This window comes from Streptomyces sp. DT190 (assembly GCF_049846985.1).
Classification (GTDB): Bacteria; Actinomycetota; Actinomycetes; order Streptomycetales; family Streptomycetaceae; genus Streptomyces.
Window position 1 is genome coordinate 336,319 of the sequence record NZ_JBNCNM010000003.1, and the last position, 14,584, is coordinate 350,902.

Consider the following 14,584-nt stretch of genomic DNA (forward strand, 5'->3'; position numbering starts at 1 on the left):
GAGCTGGGGTGGGGTGCGGTTTTCGGTCAGGTGGCGGACAGCCGGAACAGCATGTGCCCGAAGCCCACCTGGTCGCCCTCGCGGACCACGGCAGCGCCCACGACCCGCCGTCCGTTGACCGTCGTGCCGTTGGTGGAGCCGAGGTCGCGCAGGACCCACATGCCGCCCTGGTGGCGCAGTTCGGCGTGCACGCGCGAGACCGTCTCGTGGTTGAGGCGCAGCCCGCTGGCGGGATCACGGCCTATGCGCAGCGGATGGCCGTGCGCCGGGTGGGGCAGCAGCAGCTTGGGCAGCCGCTCGGCCTGCCAGGCCCGGCGCAGCCGTACGGTGAACCCGGAGACCGCCTCGACGGAGCCGAACAGCAGACGGGCGAACCGGCTCTCCGTGGGCAGGTCGGCGGTGAGCACCGCGAGCTCGTCCGGGCGGCGTGCGGCGAGCGCCAGTTCCATGCGGCGGATGAACGTGTCGTGGGACAGGCGGCCCATGGCGACGCCGTCACGCAGCACCTGCAGCGCCCTGTCGCGCTCCGCGTCGGAGAGCCGCGCGGGGTACGTGTTGAACTCGAAGGACGACGTCACGCTCGTGATTGTCGGGCAGCGTGGCCGGGCTGTCCAGGAAACGGGAAAACGCCCGCCACGCGCGCGTACCCGGTGAGACCCGCCGCAAAAGGGTGGATGCACCAGCGGATTGATCTCGTTTGACGCACCATGGACGGGCTACATCACGGTGAGCAGACGAAGGGGAACCGTCCGTGCAGTTCGAGGTGTGGGCACCGCAGGCCGGCCGAGTGACGCTCGAGTGCGACGGCGTCGCACGCGCGTTGGAGCGCGATCGGGACCGGCCGGGGTGGTGGTGGGGTGAGGCGGACGCGCACGACGGGTCCCGGTACGGCTTCGCGCTGGACGACGGCAGGGTGCTGCCGGATCCGCGCTCGCGGCGGCAGCCGGACGGCCCGGACGGGCTGAGCGCGGTCGTCGACCACGAGCGGTACGCGTGGCGCGTGCCCTGGCAGGGGCGCCCGCTGCCCGGAGCGGTGCTGTACGAGCTGCACGTGGGGACGTACACGCCCGAGGGCACCCTGGACGCGGCCGCCGGCCGGCTCGGCCATCTCGCCGAACTGGGCGTGACGCACGTGGAGCTGATGCCGCTGTGCCCCTTCCCGGGCACGCACGGCTGGGGCTACGAGGGCGTCTCCCTGTGGGCGGTGCACGAGCCGTACGGCGGGCCCGAGGCGCTGAAACGCTTCGTCGACCGGGCCCACGAACTCGGGCTGGGCGTCGTCCTCGACGTGGTGCACAATCACTTCGGCCCGTCCGGCAACTACCTGCCGGTCTTCGGCCCGTACCTCACGGACACGCACCACACGCCGTGGGGCGCCGCGGTCAACCTGGACGCGCCCGGCTCGGACGAGGTGCGCGCGTTCCTGATCGGCAGCGCGCTGGCCTGGCTGCGGGACTACCGGCTGGACGGGCTGCGGCTGGACGCGGTGCACGCCCTGGTGGACACGCGCGCGCTGCACTTCCTGGAGGAGCTGTCGACGGCCGTGGACGCCCTGGCCGCCGAGGTGGAGCGGCCGCTGTTCCTGGTCGCCGAGTCCGATCTGAACGACCCGCGGCTCATCACCGCCCGCAGCGAGGGGGGCCTCGGGCTGCACGCGCAGTGGAACGACGACTTCCACCACGCCCTGCACACCGTGCTGACCGGCGAGGCCCAGGGCTACTACGCCGACTTCGCGCGCGCTCCCCTGGGCGGCCTCGCCAAGACCCTCACCGGCGGGTACTTCCACGACGGGTCGTACTCCAGCTTCCGCGAACGCCACCACGGGCGGCCGCTGGACCGCAGCCGGGTGGCCGGGCACCGGCTGCTGGGCTACAGCCAGACCCACGACCAGGTCGGCAACCGCGCCCAGGGGGACCGGCTTTCGGCCCTCGCCTCCCCCGGGCTGCTGGCCTGCGCGGCCACGCTGGTGCTCACGGCGCCGTTCACGCCGATGCTCTTCATGGGCGAGGAGTGGGCGGCGGGCACGCCCTGGCAGTTCTTCACCGACCACACCGACCCGGAGCTGGCCGAGGCCGTACGCCGGGGCAGGCGGCGGGAGTTCGCCGCGCACGGCTGGAAGGAGGAGGACGTGCCCGACCCGCAGGATTCGGCGACCCGGGACCGCTCCTGCCTGGACTGGTCCGAGCCGGAACGCGAGCCGCACGCGCGCGTGCTGGCCTGGTACCGCCGGCTCCTCGCCCTGCGCCGGGAACAGCCCGACCTGACCGATCCGGACCTCGCCGACACGAAGGTGGCCTACGACGAGGAGCGGCGCTGGATCGCCTTCCGGCGCGGGGACGTCCTGGTGGCGGTGAACCTGGCCCCGGAGCCGGCCTCGCTGTCGCTCGGGGTGCCCCACGCGCGTGTGCTGGCCGCGTGGGAGCCGGTCAGCACGCCCGGGGCGGACGGCGTGGTGCTGCTGCCCGGTGAGTCCGGCGTGGTGCTGCTGCAGGAGTGAGTCGCCCGGGGCGGGTCACGGGGCGTCGTCCGTGGTGGCGAGGTCCGTCACCCGTTCCAGCAGGATCGGCTCCCACGCGTGGCGCAGGCGGGTGCGCAGCAGGGCGGCGTCCTTGGTGGTGAGGGCCTCGGCGAGGCCGGTCACGGCGTCGCAGCGGGCGAGCCACAGGCCGCGCAGGCAGGGCCGGGCGCCGTAGCCGGCGAGGGTGGCGGCGCGTACGGCGGCGGGTGCGCCGACGGCGAGCGCGAGGCCCGCGATGTCCTCGGCCGGGTCGCCGAGGACCGCGCCGGACCAGCCGAGGACGCCGCGCACCCGCCCGTCCGCGCCGACCACGAGGTGCCCCGCCGTCAGGGAGTGGTGGGTGAGGACCGCCGAACCGGGCTGGGCGGCCAGCTGGGCCGCGGCGGGCGGGGTGAGCTGGTGCACGCGCGCGGCGTCGAACTCGTCGGCCTGGTCCAGGCGTTGGGCGGCGCGTACGGCGGCCCGGCGCAGCGTCTCCAGGGAGCGGGGTGCGGCGCGCGGCACGCCGAGGGTCTCGGCCTGCCGGACCGGCACCTCGCGCAGGCCCGTGAGCAGTCCGGCGAGGTCGGCCTCCCCGACGGCGGACACGTCGTGCCGCTCGCCCGACCCGCCCGGCACCCTGGTGTCCAGCGTGTAGGCCAGGCCGGGCGCCCACTCGCCGTGCGCCACGCTGGCCGGGACCGCCACCGGCACGTGCGGGCGCACGAGGTCGCGCAGGCGCAGTTCGCGGCGGCGGCGCACGGTGGCCTCGGGGTCGGCGGCGAGGCGCAGCACATGACGGGGGCCGACCCACCAGGTGGTGGGTTCGGCGCCCTCGGTGGCGGGCCGGATGTCGGGGCCGCCGTTCCGCGCGGTGCCCCCGCCTTGGGTGTCCTGGGTGCCGGTCCCGCCTTCCCTGCCGTCCTTCAGCAGGGTCAGGACCAGTCGGCGGACGGTGTCCGCGGTGGGGGTGGGTGCCTGGGTCATGGTCGCGCCGTTGCCGTTCGTCAGGCCTGCGGGGGACATCGGTGGCCTCACTCCACTATGACCAGCTCGCGGGTGGTGCGGTTCAGGCGTCGCCCGCCGTCCTCGGTGACGGTGACGATGTCCTCGATGCGCACGCCGAACCGGCCGGGCAGGTAGATGCCGGGCTCCACGGAGAAGCACATGCCGGGCACGAGCGGCCGCTCCTCGCCCTCGATCATGTACGGCGGCTCGTGGGTGGTGACGCCGATGCCGTGGCCGGTGCGGTGGATGAAGTACGCGCCGTACCCGGCGTCGGCGATGACGGCGCGGGCGGCCCGGTCGACGTCCTGGCAGGCGGCTCCCGGCCGCACCGCGCGGACACCGGCCTCCTGGGCCGCGCGCACCACGTCGTGCACCCGGCGCTCCTCGTCGGTGGGCGGGCCGACGTGGACGGTGCGGGAGGTGTCGGAGCCGTAACCGTCCCGCAGTCCGCCGAAGTCGAGGACGACCATGTCACCGCGCGCGATGACCCGGTCGCCGGCCTCGTGGTGGGGGTTGGCGCCGTTGGGGCCGGAGGCGACGATGGTGAAGTCGACCTGCTCGTGGCCGTGCCGGCGCAGCAGCCGGTTCAGGTCGGCGGCCACCTCGGACTCCCGGCGGCCGGCGAAGGGGACGTCGCGGATCTCCTCGAACGCGGCGTCGGCGGCGGCCCCGGCGGCCGTCATGCGCTCCAGCTCGGCCGCGTCCTTGACGGCGCGCAGCATCGGCAGGGCGTCGGTGAGCGAGGTGTGGGAGCTGCCCGGCAGGGCCCGCTGGAGGGCGAGCAGGTGCAGCGCCCAGGCGTTGTCGCTGATGCCGAACCGGCCCGCCGGGTCCAGGAGCGCGGCGGTGGCGGCGTAGGGATCCTTGCCGTCGGTCCAGTCGCGCAGGGTCAGGGCGGGCGCGCCGGGGGCCTTGAGCGCGTCCGGGGCCTCCAGCGCGGGCACGACGAGGACGGGGTCCTGCCCGGCGGCCAGGACCAGCAGGGTGAGCCGCTCGGTGACCGCGGGGGGCGTGTACCCGGTGAGCCACACCAGGTCCGGCCCGGGGGCGACGAGCAGGCCCGCGAGCCCGGCCTCGGCGGCGGTCCGCGCGGCGCGCTCCATGCGGGCCCGGTAGACATCGGCGGTGAACGAGGCGGCCGTGCTTCCGGTCATCCGGGCCTCCCTGGACGGACGAAAAGGCTACGGGCAGCATCCTGCCCGGCCGGAGGGGGCGGCGCGAGCCGTCTGCGGGCTTTCACCCGGCCACCGTGCCGGACGGCAGCGCGCGGGCGACGGAGCGTGACCGGCGGCATCGCGGACCACGGCGCGGAACCGGAGTACGAGGAGGCCGCCGGCTGCTGGGGCTGCGTGACGGCGGTGCCCCGTTCCCGGTGCCGACCTGCCCGGGCAACCACGACAGCCGCGTGCCCCACCGCACGGCGCTGCCCGGCCGTCCGGGCACCGGCGGGCCGCCTGCCCCCGTCCGCCGGTGGCGACGCACCGCCCGCTGCCCGGCTCCTGCCGGCTGCGGGACCCCGGCAGGCCGGCCGGGCTGCCGGAGCGCCGGCCCGAGGCCGCGGGGTTGATCACGGGCCAGCCCACGCCCCGCGGCGACGTCGTTCGCGGGACGGCCGCCGACGGCCGGGTCCGGGGTGACGTGGACGCTGCGGCTGCCCTGCGAGGGGGAACAGGTCGCCGACCGTGACGCGCCGCCCGGGCCGGCCCTCCACGTCCCGGACGACGCGGGGCGGCTTGACGAGCCACCACCGGGTCGCCCCGTGACGACGGCACGTCACCGGTGGCACGTGGTCACGTGACGAGGGCCGGTACGACCGCCACCTGCTCGTAGCCGCCGCTGCGGTGCCGCACCGTCAGTTCGATCTTCCGACCGGGACGGGCCCGGGCGACGGCCCGCACCAGGTCGGCGGCCGTGTCGATCCTGGTCGCGCCGAAGTTCAGCAGGACGTCGCCGCGCACCAGGCCCGCCTGCTGCGCCGGCCCGGGGACGTGCAGCCCGACGATCACGGCCCCGGGTCTGCGCGCGTCCATGACCTGCACACCGAGGGTCACGGCGGCGGGCGCGGACACGGTGGCGGACGGCGAGGGACGGGTGGGCGGGGGTGTCTGCCGCCCACGCGGGTCGAACATCCCGCCCTTGCCCACCACCGTGGCGCCCATCGCCCCCAGGCCGATGCCGGACAGCACCAGGACCGCGCCGGCGAACGCTGCGAGCAGCACGTTGACCAGCCGCCGCCCGCGCCGCCGGGCGGCGTGCGGGCGGCGCCGGGGCGGGCCGGACCCCGTCGCCGCCGACGCCTCGGGCTCCTGGCCCGGCATCGGTTTGGGTCGCAGCGCGGTCTGTTCCATGGCTCGCCTCCGGGTGGTGCCGATCGCCTCCGGCGGACACCGGAACGATCTCGGCAGGTGCTCTACCCGGCCCACCCGCGCCCGACGAGCCACGAACGAGTGAGACTTGGCCGCCGTGGTGGAACTTCGGCACCGGCGTGGGCATCACGACGAAGCGCCGCCTCATGCCCAGGTCCTCGTGCTCCAGCAGAGGGCAGTGGCACATGAGCCGGCTGTGCGCGCCGGGCCAGGTGGATCCCCCGTGGGCTGGAAGCCACGGTGCTCAGCCGAAGGCGGGCACGGGCACGGCCGGCGGCCGGTCGGGCAGGAAGCCGTGAGCCCGGCGGGAGAGCCACTCGTCCTTGTAGCGGTCCACCTCGCGGTGCCAGTTCAGGATGCCCGACATCCAGTTCCGCAGGTCCGCCACGTAGGTCGCCATGGCGGCGCGGGCCTCCTTCGAGAGCTGGAAGTCGTCGTAGAGGATGGGCAGTTCGTGGGCGACGACGTGCTCGAACTGCCGCATGCGCTGGCTCATCAGGTCGTGCACGATGCCGAGGCCGGTCGGGTAGTCGCAGCCGAAGAAGTTCTGCACGACGAGGATCGCGTTGTGGATCTCGCCCTCGAACTCGATCTCCTTCTGGTACGAGAAGACGTCGTTGAGCAGGCACGCGAAGTCCATCGCGGCGTTCTCCAGCGACCGGACGGGGCCGCTGCGGTAGACCTCGGGCGGGACGGCCGGGCCGTGTCCCAGCCGGCACAGGCTGAGGGTGAGGTCGGAGCCGAAGGTGGCCCGGCGCATCTCCAGGTAGTCGACCGGGTCGGGGACGCGGTTGTGGAGCTGGTTGGACAGCTCCCACACCCAGCTCTCGGTCATGACGTCGATCGCGGCCTTGAGCGTGCGCCGCGCCTCGGGCGTCATGTCCGCGGTGGTGCGCAGCCAGAGGTCGACCAGGCCGCGTTCCATGGCGTTGGCCGGGACCGGCGGCGCCGAACCGTCGACCGGCATGCAGTCGGACAGGCGGGCCGTGGTCAGCCGGGCCGCGGCCAGGTCGCGGCGGTGGCCGTAGACCAGCGGGTAGTAGTCGTCGCCGTAGGTGCCCCAGGCCAGCCACTGCGAGCTGAGGTCGAGGGCCTCGGGGGTGGCGTCCGGGTCGAGGCCGGCCGCGCAGAGCGGCAGGTCGTAGGCCCTGAGCTTGTCGGCGTCCCAGACGCCCTCGGCGAGGATGCCCATCCGGGTCACCCAGTCGGTCAGGTTCCGGCGGGAGGCGTCGAGGTGCGGGCTGAGCTCCAGCGGGAACGGCATCCGGATGTCGGGGATCCGCGACGGCCCGACCTTCTGGTACGGCACGTGCGTGTGGGAGCGAAGACGCTCGGCGCCGGCCGAGGCGAGCAGTCCGCGGACGTCGGCGGCGGAGGTGCCGAAGCCGCTGCACCCGGGCCAGGGGCTGCCCCCGCGCGCGGCGTTCTCGTTCATGTAGCGGCTGGAGCGCAGATGCCACTCGTGGCCGCCCGACTGCCAGTCCTGCAGGCCCTTGGTGTACGCCGCGACGGCCGCGAGCTCGTCCGGCGTCAGGCCCTTCTCCAGGGCCAGCGCGGGCACTTCGGTGAACGCGGTGTGCTCGAACTGGTGGAGGCGGGAGGTGAGGACGTCGTTGACGGTGTCGGCGGCCTCCTGGGTGGTGCAGCCGAAGAACGTCTCCAGCACGAGCACGCCGTTGCTGTTCTCGCCCTCCTCCTCGACCTCCCGCTGGTACGAGAACAGGTCGTTGCGCAGGTGCACGGCGTCGGAGAACGTCTCCATCAGCACCCTGAGCGGCCTGGACCCGGCGACGGAGGCGGGCACTTCGGCGGTCGCGTACTCCACGAGCCCCGCCGACCAGGGGGCGCCGCCGACCTTGCGGCGCATCTCGATGTACTCGACGGGGTTGGCGATCCGCCCCTCGTTGATGTTGGACAGCTCCCACATGGACTCGTTCAGCAGGTGCTCGGTGGCCACGGCGAAACGGCGGCGCCAGTCCTCGGACATCGCGGGCACCGTGCGCGCCCACAGGTCGGCGAGGCCGGCCTCGACCGGGTTCCGCGGCTCCGGCACGGGGGTCGCGAGGTCCAGCGGCATGAACAGCGGCAGCCGGTCCAGGTGGGCCTTGCCGGCGGCGCGGTCCTGGCTGCGCTTGTACATCTCCAGGAAGTGGTCGTCGAAGAAGAAGACCCACACGTACCAGTCGGTGATGAGGGACAGCGCCGGGCCGTCGCAGTCGGGGTGGGTGTAGGCACAGAGGAGGCCGTAGTCGTGCGCGTCGAGGTCGGCCCGGTCCCAGACACCGGACCCCTCCAGCATGCCCATCTCGCGCGCCCACTCGGCCGAGTGCGCCCGGGCTTCGTCGACATGGGGGTTCAGCCGCGCCGGGTGCGGCATGTAGAAGTGCGGGAGTTCGAACGGCTGCGTCATGGCCGGGCCCTACCCGGGGCCTCGCGGCGGCATCCGCGCGGCCGGACATGATCACACCATCGCGTGAATCGGGGCCTTGAATCCGGGAGTCGGTCCCGCTCCTATGCGACCTGGATCAGCGCGTGGGTGCCGCCGGTACGCCAGCGCCGGCCCTCCGCCGCGTTCAGGGCGGCCTCGGTGTCCGCGCCAAGGCCGGTGATCACGTCGGACTTCAGGGTGCGCAGCGCGGCGACCGGACCGGGGAAGTACCCGGTGACCTCCGTGAACGGGGTGGTCGGGTCCCAGAGCCGGTCGCCCACCAGGCGGCGGTAGTTGAGGTCGCCCTTGACGATCGTGAGCGTCGCGGCGGCGAACTCGGCGCGCAGGTCGGCCGGCATCTCCTCGTACGGCAGCGGGGCGCTGGAGAAGGAGTGGGCCCGCAGAGCGAGACGGCCCTCGGCCAGGGCCGACCACAGCCGCCGTCCGTACGCGGCGGCCGCTCCTCCGGCGCCGGTCAGCCGGCGCAGCGCGTCGACGACGTCGGCGGTGGTGGCGTCGGAGACGTAGTACGGGTAGGGCTTGACGTGCAGGACGGCCCGTCCGATCCGCCCCTCGGCCAGGAGATGGGCGATCAGCAGCAGGTCGGGGACGAGTTCGCGGCCGGCGTTGTCGGCGACCAGGCACAGCGTGCCGGTGCCCTCGCCCGGGGCGCCGAGCAGGGACCACAGCCGGTCGCTGTCGTCGGCCACCAGGCCGGGCACGGCCTCAGCGGCCCGGGCGCCTTCGGCGGAGAGGCGGAAGCCGAGGTCGGCGCGGTTGCCCCAGAGGGAGCCGTGCAGCAGCGCCCGTGCCTGTTCGCCGGCGGGCCGGCCGGCGAGGTCGTCGAGGGCGGCCAGTTCCTCGTCGGTCTCGGGGGAGTCGAGTTCGGCCCGCTTGAAGGGGCGGAAGGGGTCCAGGCCCTGCCAGGGGCCGGGCCCGAAGTAGCCGACGGCCTGGAGCAGCAGGCGGTAGAACCAGCTCTCGGACCACAGCCACGGCACGTCGAACCAGGAGCGGCCGGTGTACGCGCGCAGGCCCCAGTCGTCCCAGTTCTCCCGGTCGTGCGCGTCGGCGGGGAGGGGTTCGATCGCGCCCTCGGTGCAGTTGGCCAGCAGCTCGTCGAGCGCGCGGTGCTGCGCCGGTTCGTACGGGAAGGCCTCGCGGACCTGCTGGATGATGGCGGGGTGCCGCTCGGCGAGCACGCTGTGGGGGAACGAACCCGGCTGGTTGCCGAGGAGCACGGGTGCGGTGGGGGTGGCGGGCATGGGCCTCACCGTAACGCGCGGGCCTCGCACGCCGGGCCACCCGCCCTGCGCCCGCCGCCGCGCATCGGCCCCCCTGCACCGGCCACCCACCGCCCGGCGGCCGAACCGCCGGGCGCCGCCGAGGCAGCGTCGCCTCCCTCAGCGGGGTCAGACCGGCACGATCTCCCGCTCCAGGCGGGCCGCCAGGCTCAGGTAGCGGGCGCGGCGGGTCACCGGGACCAGGCCGCGGATGAGTATGTTCCACATCTCCGCGGTCCGGCGGGGCTGGCGTGCGACGGGCTCGCGGGAGCGGCCCACGACCCGGGTGCCGACGAAGAAGCAGACCAGGGAGTGGGCCACGACGTCGATGTCGACGTCGGGATGGACGTCGGCCTCCTTGACGGCGCCGACCAGCCGGGCCGTGACGATGTCCAGCCACTCCGTGAACGGGTGGCTCAGCGGTGGCCGGGGGCGGATCTCGCCGGTGGCGAGCCGGAGGCCGGCCCGCAGGACCGGGTCCTCGACGGACATGCGGGTGATGCCGAACGTGAGGCGCATCAGCGCCTCAAGGGAGGTGTACCCGCGCTGGTCGGTCTCCGCCGACAGCCGCCGGGCGGTGTGCGACTGGAGTTCCAGGATCGCGTGGGCGAGGTCCTCCTTCGCCGCGAAGTGGAAGTACAGGGCGCCTTTGGTGACCTGGGCGTGCTCGACGATGTCGCTGAGACTGGTCGATTCGTAGCCGCGACGGTCGAACAGGTCAGCGGCGGCCGTGATGATCGTCGAGCGGGTCTGCTCGGCTCGCAACTGCCTCGCCATCGACTGAACTCTCCCGGGACGGAAATGAACGGGTCATGCCGTTTGTTTTTACCCCCCGTACACGATAACTCACCCTGAGACGGCGCTCCTCACACCAGTGTGCCGGAGTGCGGGGACACTTCCGGCAAAACCCGTGCAACCAGCCAAAGAAAACAGCAGGTTCGGTATCTATCTGTGGAGGATGTGGGAGCACACGTGAAGGCGGGCCGACCGGTGCCCATCCGCACCGGCCGGCCCGCCCGTTCGCGGCCTGCCCCGTTCAGCGTTCCCGAGGAGGGTTCAGAAGGTCAGCTTCCAGCTGTTCAGCGTGCCCGTGTCCTGCGCCGCGGTGTCCTGGACGCGCAGCTTCCAGGTGCCGTTGGCGACCTCGCCGGAGGCGTTCACGGTGTAGGTGGTGTTCACGTTGTCCGCGGAGTCCGACGCGGCCGACTTCAGGCGGTACGTCGAGCCGTCCGGCGCGACCAGGTCGATGACGAGGTCGCCGCGGTAGGTGTGGGTGATGTCGACACCGACCTGGAGGGCCGAGGGGGCGTTGCCGCTGCGGCCGCTGACGGTGATCGGGGACTCGATCGCCGCGCCGTTGTCCGGGATGGCGACGGCCGTGGTGCTGGCGAAGGTGGTGCCGGTGGACGTACCGCCCTTGACGGCCTGCACCGTCTTGGCGGCGTCCGCGAGGCCGGCGCCGCAGCCGCCGGAGCAGGTGCCGGGCAGCGGGCGGGCGTTGGCCTTGATGGCCGACTCGATCTGCGCCGGGGTGAGGGCGGAGTTGGCCGACTTCATCAGGGCGGCGAGGCCCGCGACGTGCGGGGTGGCCATGCTGGTGCCCTGGTAGTAGGCGTAGTTCTCGGTCGACGGCGTCTTCGTGCCGGAGTTCAGCGTGGAGAGGATGCCGTTGGCGGTGGTGGTGCGGGTCTCGCCGCCGGGGGCGGAGATGTCGACCACCGTGCCGTAGTTGGAGTACGAGGCGCGGCTGCCGGCGCGGTTGGTGGCGGCGACGGTGATGACGTTGCCGCAGTTCGCCGGGGACGAGCTGGAGGCGTTGGTGTTCTCGTTGCCGGCCGCGACGACGACCGAGGTGCCCCGGCTCACGGCGCCGTTGATGGCACTCTGGGTGGCGGTGGAGCAGGCGCCGCCCCCGCCGAGGCTCATGTTGATGACCTTGGCGACGTTGGTGTTGGCGGGCACGCCGGAGACGGTGCCGCCGGACGCCCAGGTGATGGCGTCGATGATGTCCGAGTCGTAGCCGCCGCACTTGCCGAGGACGCGGACCGGGGAGATCTTCGCGCCCCAGGCGACGCCGGCGACGCCCTTGCCGTTGTTGGTGGCGGCGGCGATGGTGCCCGCCACGTGGGTGCCGTGCCAGGAGGAGGTGGAGGCCGGGATGCCCGCGCCGCACTCGCCCGCGTTGTACCAGTCGCCCGGGTCGGCCGGGTTGCTGTCACGGCCGTTGCCGTCGACGGAGACGGCGGTGTCGGAGATGAAGTCGTAGCCGCCGACGATGTTCGCGGCCAGGTCGGAGTGGGCGACGTAGCCGGTGTCGATGACGGCGACGGTCACGCCGGTGCCCGTGGTGGTGTCCCAGGCGGCCGGGACGTTCATGCCCGCGGTGGACTCGAACAGGTCCCACTGCTTGCCGTACTCGGTGTCGTTGGGGGTGACGGCCGTCGGCTTGTTCAGGCGGTCCGGGACGACGTAGGCGACCTGCGGGTCGGCCTGGTACGCGGCGACGACGTCGGCGACGGACGCCCGGGTGGGGTCGGTGCCCAGCTCGACGAGGGCGGCACCGGTGCCGAGGCGGCGCTGGAAGTCGACGTCCTCGCCGGTCTTCTCGGCCTTGGCCGCGGCGTCGGCGGCGGCGGCCTTGTTGGACTCGGCCTCGCTGGCGCCGGACTTGTAGCCGACGATGAGGCGCTCGGCGGGGGTGCCCGGGGCGGCCTCGGTCTGCGCGGCCGGGACGGCCGCCGGGGTGGGGGCGGACTCCTGGGCGACGGCGACCGAGGCGGGGGCTGCGGTCAGCAGGGCGGCGGAAACGGCGGCGACGGATATCAGCTTGCGTCTGAGCGTTGGGGAGGTACGCACGGTCTGCCTTTCGTGGCCGGACTCCGGGCTGGGCGGAGCGGCGGTGGAGTCGCTTCGTCGTCGAAGCGGAGGGGGGTCGTTCGAAAAGCGGGGAGCGACGCGGTGGCCGGCCAGGCGCGAGACGGAAGCGGACCCGTTCGGGGTTACCTGTGGGTCGGCTGTGCAGGAACGATAGGCAAACGGCAGGTCGCCGGGATACGGGGGAAACCCTCGATCCGCGCAGGGTCCCACCCTCTATGGCGGGCCCTCGTGCGCCCATGTGCCCCTTTTCCCACGGCTGGTGACGAGGTGAACGCGTCGGGCCGTTTTCCCGTACTGCACACCGAACGTCGCCGCCCCGGCCGAGGAGACGCACACCCATGCCCCCTACGACTGCCCGCCGCACCGCGCTCGCGGCCGCCCTGGTGACCCCGCTGCTGCTGCCGTTGTGGGCGGCGGGCCCGGCCGCGGCGCACGGGGCGCCGGTGGATCCCGTGAGCCGGGCCGTGGCCTGCTCCCCCGAGGGCGGCGCGCGGGCGGACTCGGCGGCGTGCCGGGCCGCCGCGGCGGCGAACGGCGGGCCCCTGGCGGCCTGGGACGACCTGCGGCTGGCGAACGTGGACGGCCGGGACCGGCAGGTCGTACCGGACGGCGAGTTGTGCAGCGGGGGCCTGCCCGGCTACCGGGGCCTCGACCTCGCCCGCGCGGACTGGCCGTCGACCCGGGTGGCGCCCGGCGCGACGCTGACCGTGCGCTACGCGTCGACGATCCCGCACACCGGCACGTTCCGGATGTACCTGACGAAGCCCGGCTACGACCCGGCCGGGCCGCTGTCCTGGTCGGACCTGCCGGCCGAGCCGTTCGCGCGGGTGACGGACCCGGCGCTGACGGACGGCGCGTACCGCATGAAGGTGACCCTGCCGTCCGATCGCGCCGGGCGGCACGTGCTGTACACGGTGTGGCGGAACACCAGCACGCCGGACACCTATTACTCCTGCTCCGACGTGGTGTTCCCGGAGAAGGCGCGGGAGCCGCGGGAGGAGCAGTTGAGGGACCAGGAGCGGGAGAAGGAGCCGGCGCAGGCGGAGACACCGCAGGACAAGGCGCCGGAAAGGGCACCGGAGAAGGAGCCGGAGACGGAGGCCGCGCCGGGCGGCCGGGCCGCGCCGGCAGGCCCGGAGGTGCCGGCGCGGCAGGAGCCCGCCGCCGCGACGCAGCGGGCGGAGCGCGCGGCCGGCCCGAACACGCCCGTGCTGGCGGGCGGCGCCGCGGCGGTGCTGGCGCTCACCGGCGGCGCCGCCCTGGCCCTACGGCTGCGGCGGCGCTGAACCGCGGGCCGTGTGCCGTCAGTTGACGTTGACCGCGACACCGCCCTTCGTCACCGGGGCGTACTTGGCGGTGAAGAACGCGTTGGCGAAGCACAGCGACGAGCCGGACACCTTGGTGAACTGCTGGTTGCTGAAGGAGATGCTGTGGTCGGCGTTGCTCGCCGTGCCGGTCAGGCCGGGGGCCTGGTAGACGCAGGTGATCGTGCCGAGCAGGGTGCGCAGCTTGACCGTGGACTGGACGGTGGAGCCGGCGGCCGGGGTCACGGAGACGGTGCCGCCGGAGGACACGCTGGTCGAGTAGGGCAGGTTGTCGACGGTGATGCCGCTGACGCCGAGCACGCCGACGACGTTGGTGGTGCAGCTGGCGGCGTCGAAGGTGTGCGCGGTGAGGGACTCGGTCGCTACGCCGGGGGCGGCCGGGTTGTCGGTGACGGTGGCGGCGAACGCGGACTTGGTGCAGGAGATGCCGCTGGTGCCGGTCGCGCTGGAGTAGAAGGTGGCGGCCGTGCCGCTCGCGAGGGACGCGTCGAGCACGTCGCCGACGGCGACGGCCGCGCCGTCGGCGGTGGTGAGGACCGGGGTGTCGGCCGCCGAGGCGGGGGCGGCGAGGCCCAGGGCGGCCACGGCGGCGGTGAGGGTGACAAGGGTGCGCGTACGCATGCGGGTGTACCTCTTTCGTCAGCGGGGGTGGGGGACCACCCCGCGCCCCGCCGTCGCCGCCCCGTCACGCCTTCTCCGTACGTGACGGGCCGGCAACGGCAGGCCGGTGAGCGGCCGGAGGCGTGCACGGGGACAGGTCTCCGGCCGGGCCGGGCGGGGGGTGGCTGCGGGCACGGCGT

Annotated in this window: 11 protein-coding genes and 1 pseudogene; 3 read left to right on the forward strand and 9 right to left on the reverse strand. The window is 74.0% G+C overall.

Annotated features, from left to right (window positions below):
* Positions 1-26 precede the first annotated feature (26 nt).
* The gene (locus ACPXCS_RS08330; RefSeq protein WP_425944717.1) at positions 27-578 is read right to left on the reverse strand and encodes an FHA domain-containing protein; all 552 of its coding nucleotides are present in this window, start codon (positions 576-578) and stop codon (positions 27-29) included.
* Positions 579-751: 173 nt separating this feature from the next.
* On the opposite strand from ACPXCS_RS08330, the gene treZ reads away from it, so the two are divergent.
* Positions 752-2,497, forward strand: coding sequence for a malto-oligosyltrehalose trehalohydrolase (treZ, locus tag ACPXCS_RS08335; RefSeq protein WP_425944718.1), 1,746 nt, complete (start codon positions 752-754; stop codon positions 2,495-2,497).
* Between the two features lie 15 nt (positions 2,498-2,512).
* On the opposite strand, the gene ACPXCS_RS08340 is transcribed toward treZ, so the two are convergent.
* Together ACPXCS_RS08340 and ACPXCS_RS08345 are read right to left on the reverse strand one after the other, a co-directional pair.
* Positions 2,513-3,484, reverse strand: a complete 972-nt coding sequence (locus tag ACPXCS_RS08340) for an aminoglycoside phosphotransferase family protein (protein WP_425944966.1) — start codon at positions 3,482-3,484, stop codon at positions 2,513-2,515.
* A 47-nt stretch (positions 3,485-3,531) separates the two neighbouring features.
* Positions 3,532-4,659, reverse strand: coding sequence for a M24 family metallopeptidase (locus ACPXCS_RS08345; RefSeq protein WP_425944719.1), 1,128 nt, complete (start codon positions 4,657-4,659; stop codon positions 3,532-3,534).
* A gap of 126 nt (positions 4,660-4,785) precedes the next feature.
* Here ACPXCS_RS08345 and ACPXCS_RS08350 point away from each other — a divergent pair.
* Positions 4,786-5,268: pseudogene (locus ACPXCS_RS08350) on the forward strand (phosphodiesterase); the annotation flags it as partial.
* Between the two features lie 27 nt (positions 5,269-5,295).
* Here the strand turns inward: ACPXCS_RS08350 and ACPXCS_RS08355 are convergent.
* The 5 genes from ACPXCS_RS08355 to ACPXCS_RS08375 form a co-directional block, all read right to left on the reverse strand.
* Positions 5,296-5,853, reverse strand: a complete 558-nt coding sequence (locus tag ACPXCS_RS08355; protein WP_425944720.1) for a PDZ domain-containing protein — start codon at positions 5,851-5,853, stop codon at positions 5,296-5,298.
* Positions 5,854-6,115: 262 nt separating this feature from the next.
* Entirely contained in the window at positions 6,116-8,281 is a 2,166-nt protein-coding gene (cyc2, locus tag ACPXCS_RS08360) for a germacradienol/geosmin synthase Cyc2 (RefSeq protein ID WP_425944721.1), read from the reverse strand.
* A gap of 101 nt (positions 8,282-8,382) precedes the next feature.
* Positions 8,383-9,564 carry a damage-control phosphatase ARMT1 family protein gene (locus tag ACPXCS_RS08365; RefSeq protein ID WP_425944722.1) on the reverse strand — a complete coding sequence of 394 codons (1,182 nt, stop codon included), beginning with the start codon at positions 9,562-9,564 and terminating at the stop codon, positions 8,383-8,385.
* A 147-nt stretch (positions 9,565-9,711) separates the two neighbouring features.
* Positions 9,712-10,359 (reverse strand): ScbR family autoregulator-binding transcription factor, encoded by a 648-nt coding sequence (locus ACPXCS_RS08370; RefSeq protein ID WP_425944723.1) that lies wholly within the window; start codon positions 10,357-10,359, stop codon positions 9,712-9,714.
* A 279-nt stretch (positions 10,360-10,638) separates the two neighbouring features.
* Complete coding sequence (locus ACPXCS_RS08375) at positions 10,639-12,438, reverse strand: S8 family peptidase (protein WP_425944724.1); 1,800 nt, start codon at positions 12,436-12,438, stop codon at positions 10,639-10,641.
* Positions 12,439-12,797: 359 nt separating this feature from the next.
* Here ACPXCS_RS08375 and ACPXCS_RS08380 point away from each other — a divergent pair, with 359 nt between their 5' ends.
* A complete protein-coding gene (locus ACPXCS_RS08380; RefSeq protein ID WP_425944725.1) occupies positions 12,798-13,745 on the forward strand; it encodes a lytic polysaccharide monooxygenase in 948 nt (315 codons plus the stop codon).
* Positions 13,746-13,763: 18 nt separating this feature from the next.
* On the opposite strand, the gene ACPXCS_RS08385 is transcribed toward ACPXCS_RS08380, so the two are convergent.
* Positions 13,764-14,405 (reverse strand): Tat pathway signal sequence domain protein, encoded by a 642-nt coding sequence (locus tag ACPXCS_RS08385; RefSeq protein ID WP_425944726.1) that lies wholly within the window; start codon positions 14,403-14,405, stop codon positions 13,764-13,766.
* Between the last annotated feature and the right edge of the window lie 179 nt (positions 14,406-14,584).

Bases quoted from the DNA above. Each gene is read 5' to 3' on its own strand.
- ACPXCS_RS08340 (WP_425944966.1), bottom strand. From the start codon at position 3,484: ATGACCCAGGCACCCACCCCCACCGCGGACACCGTCCGCCGACTGGTC.
- ACPXCS_RS08345 (WP_425944719.1), bottom strand. From the start codon at position 4,659: ATGACCGGAAGCACGGCCGCCTCGTTCACCGCCGATGTCTACCGGGCC.
- ACPXCS_RS08355 (WP_425944720.1), bottom strand. From the start codon at position 5,853: ATGGAACAGACCGCGCTGCGACCCAAACCGATGCCGGGCCAGGAGCCC.
- cyc2 (WP_425944721.1), bottom strand. From the start codon at position 8,281: ATGACGCAGCCGTTCGAACTCCCGCACTTCTACATGCCGCACCCGGCG.
- ACPXCS_RS08365 (WP_425944722.1), bottom strand. From the start codon at position 9,564: ATGCCCGCCACCCCCACCGCACCCGTGCTCCTCGGCAACCAGCCGGGT.
- ACPXCS_RS08370 (WP_425944723.1), bottom strand. From the start codon at position 10,359: ATGGCGAGGCAGTTGCGAGCCGAGCAGACCCGCTCGACGATCATCACG.
- ACPXCS_RS08380 (WP_425944725.1), top strand. From the start codon at position 12,798: ATGCCCCCTACGACTGCCCGCCGCACCGCGCTCGCGGCCGCCCTGGTG.
- ACPXCS_RS08385 (WP_425944726.1), bottom strand. From the start codon at position 14,405: ATGCGTACGCGCACCCTTGTCACCCTCACCGCCGCCGTGGCCGCCCTG.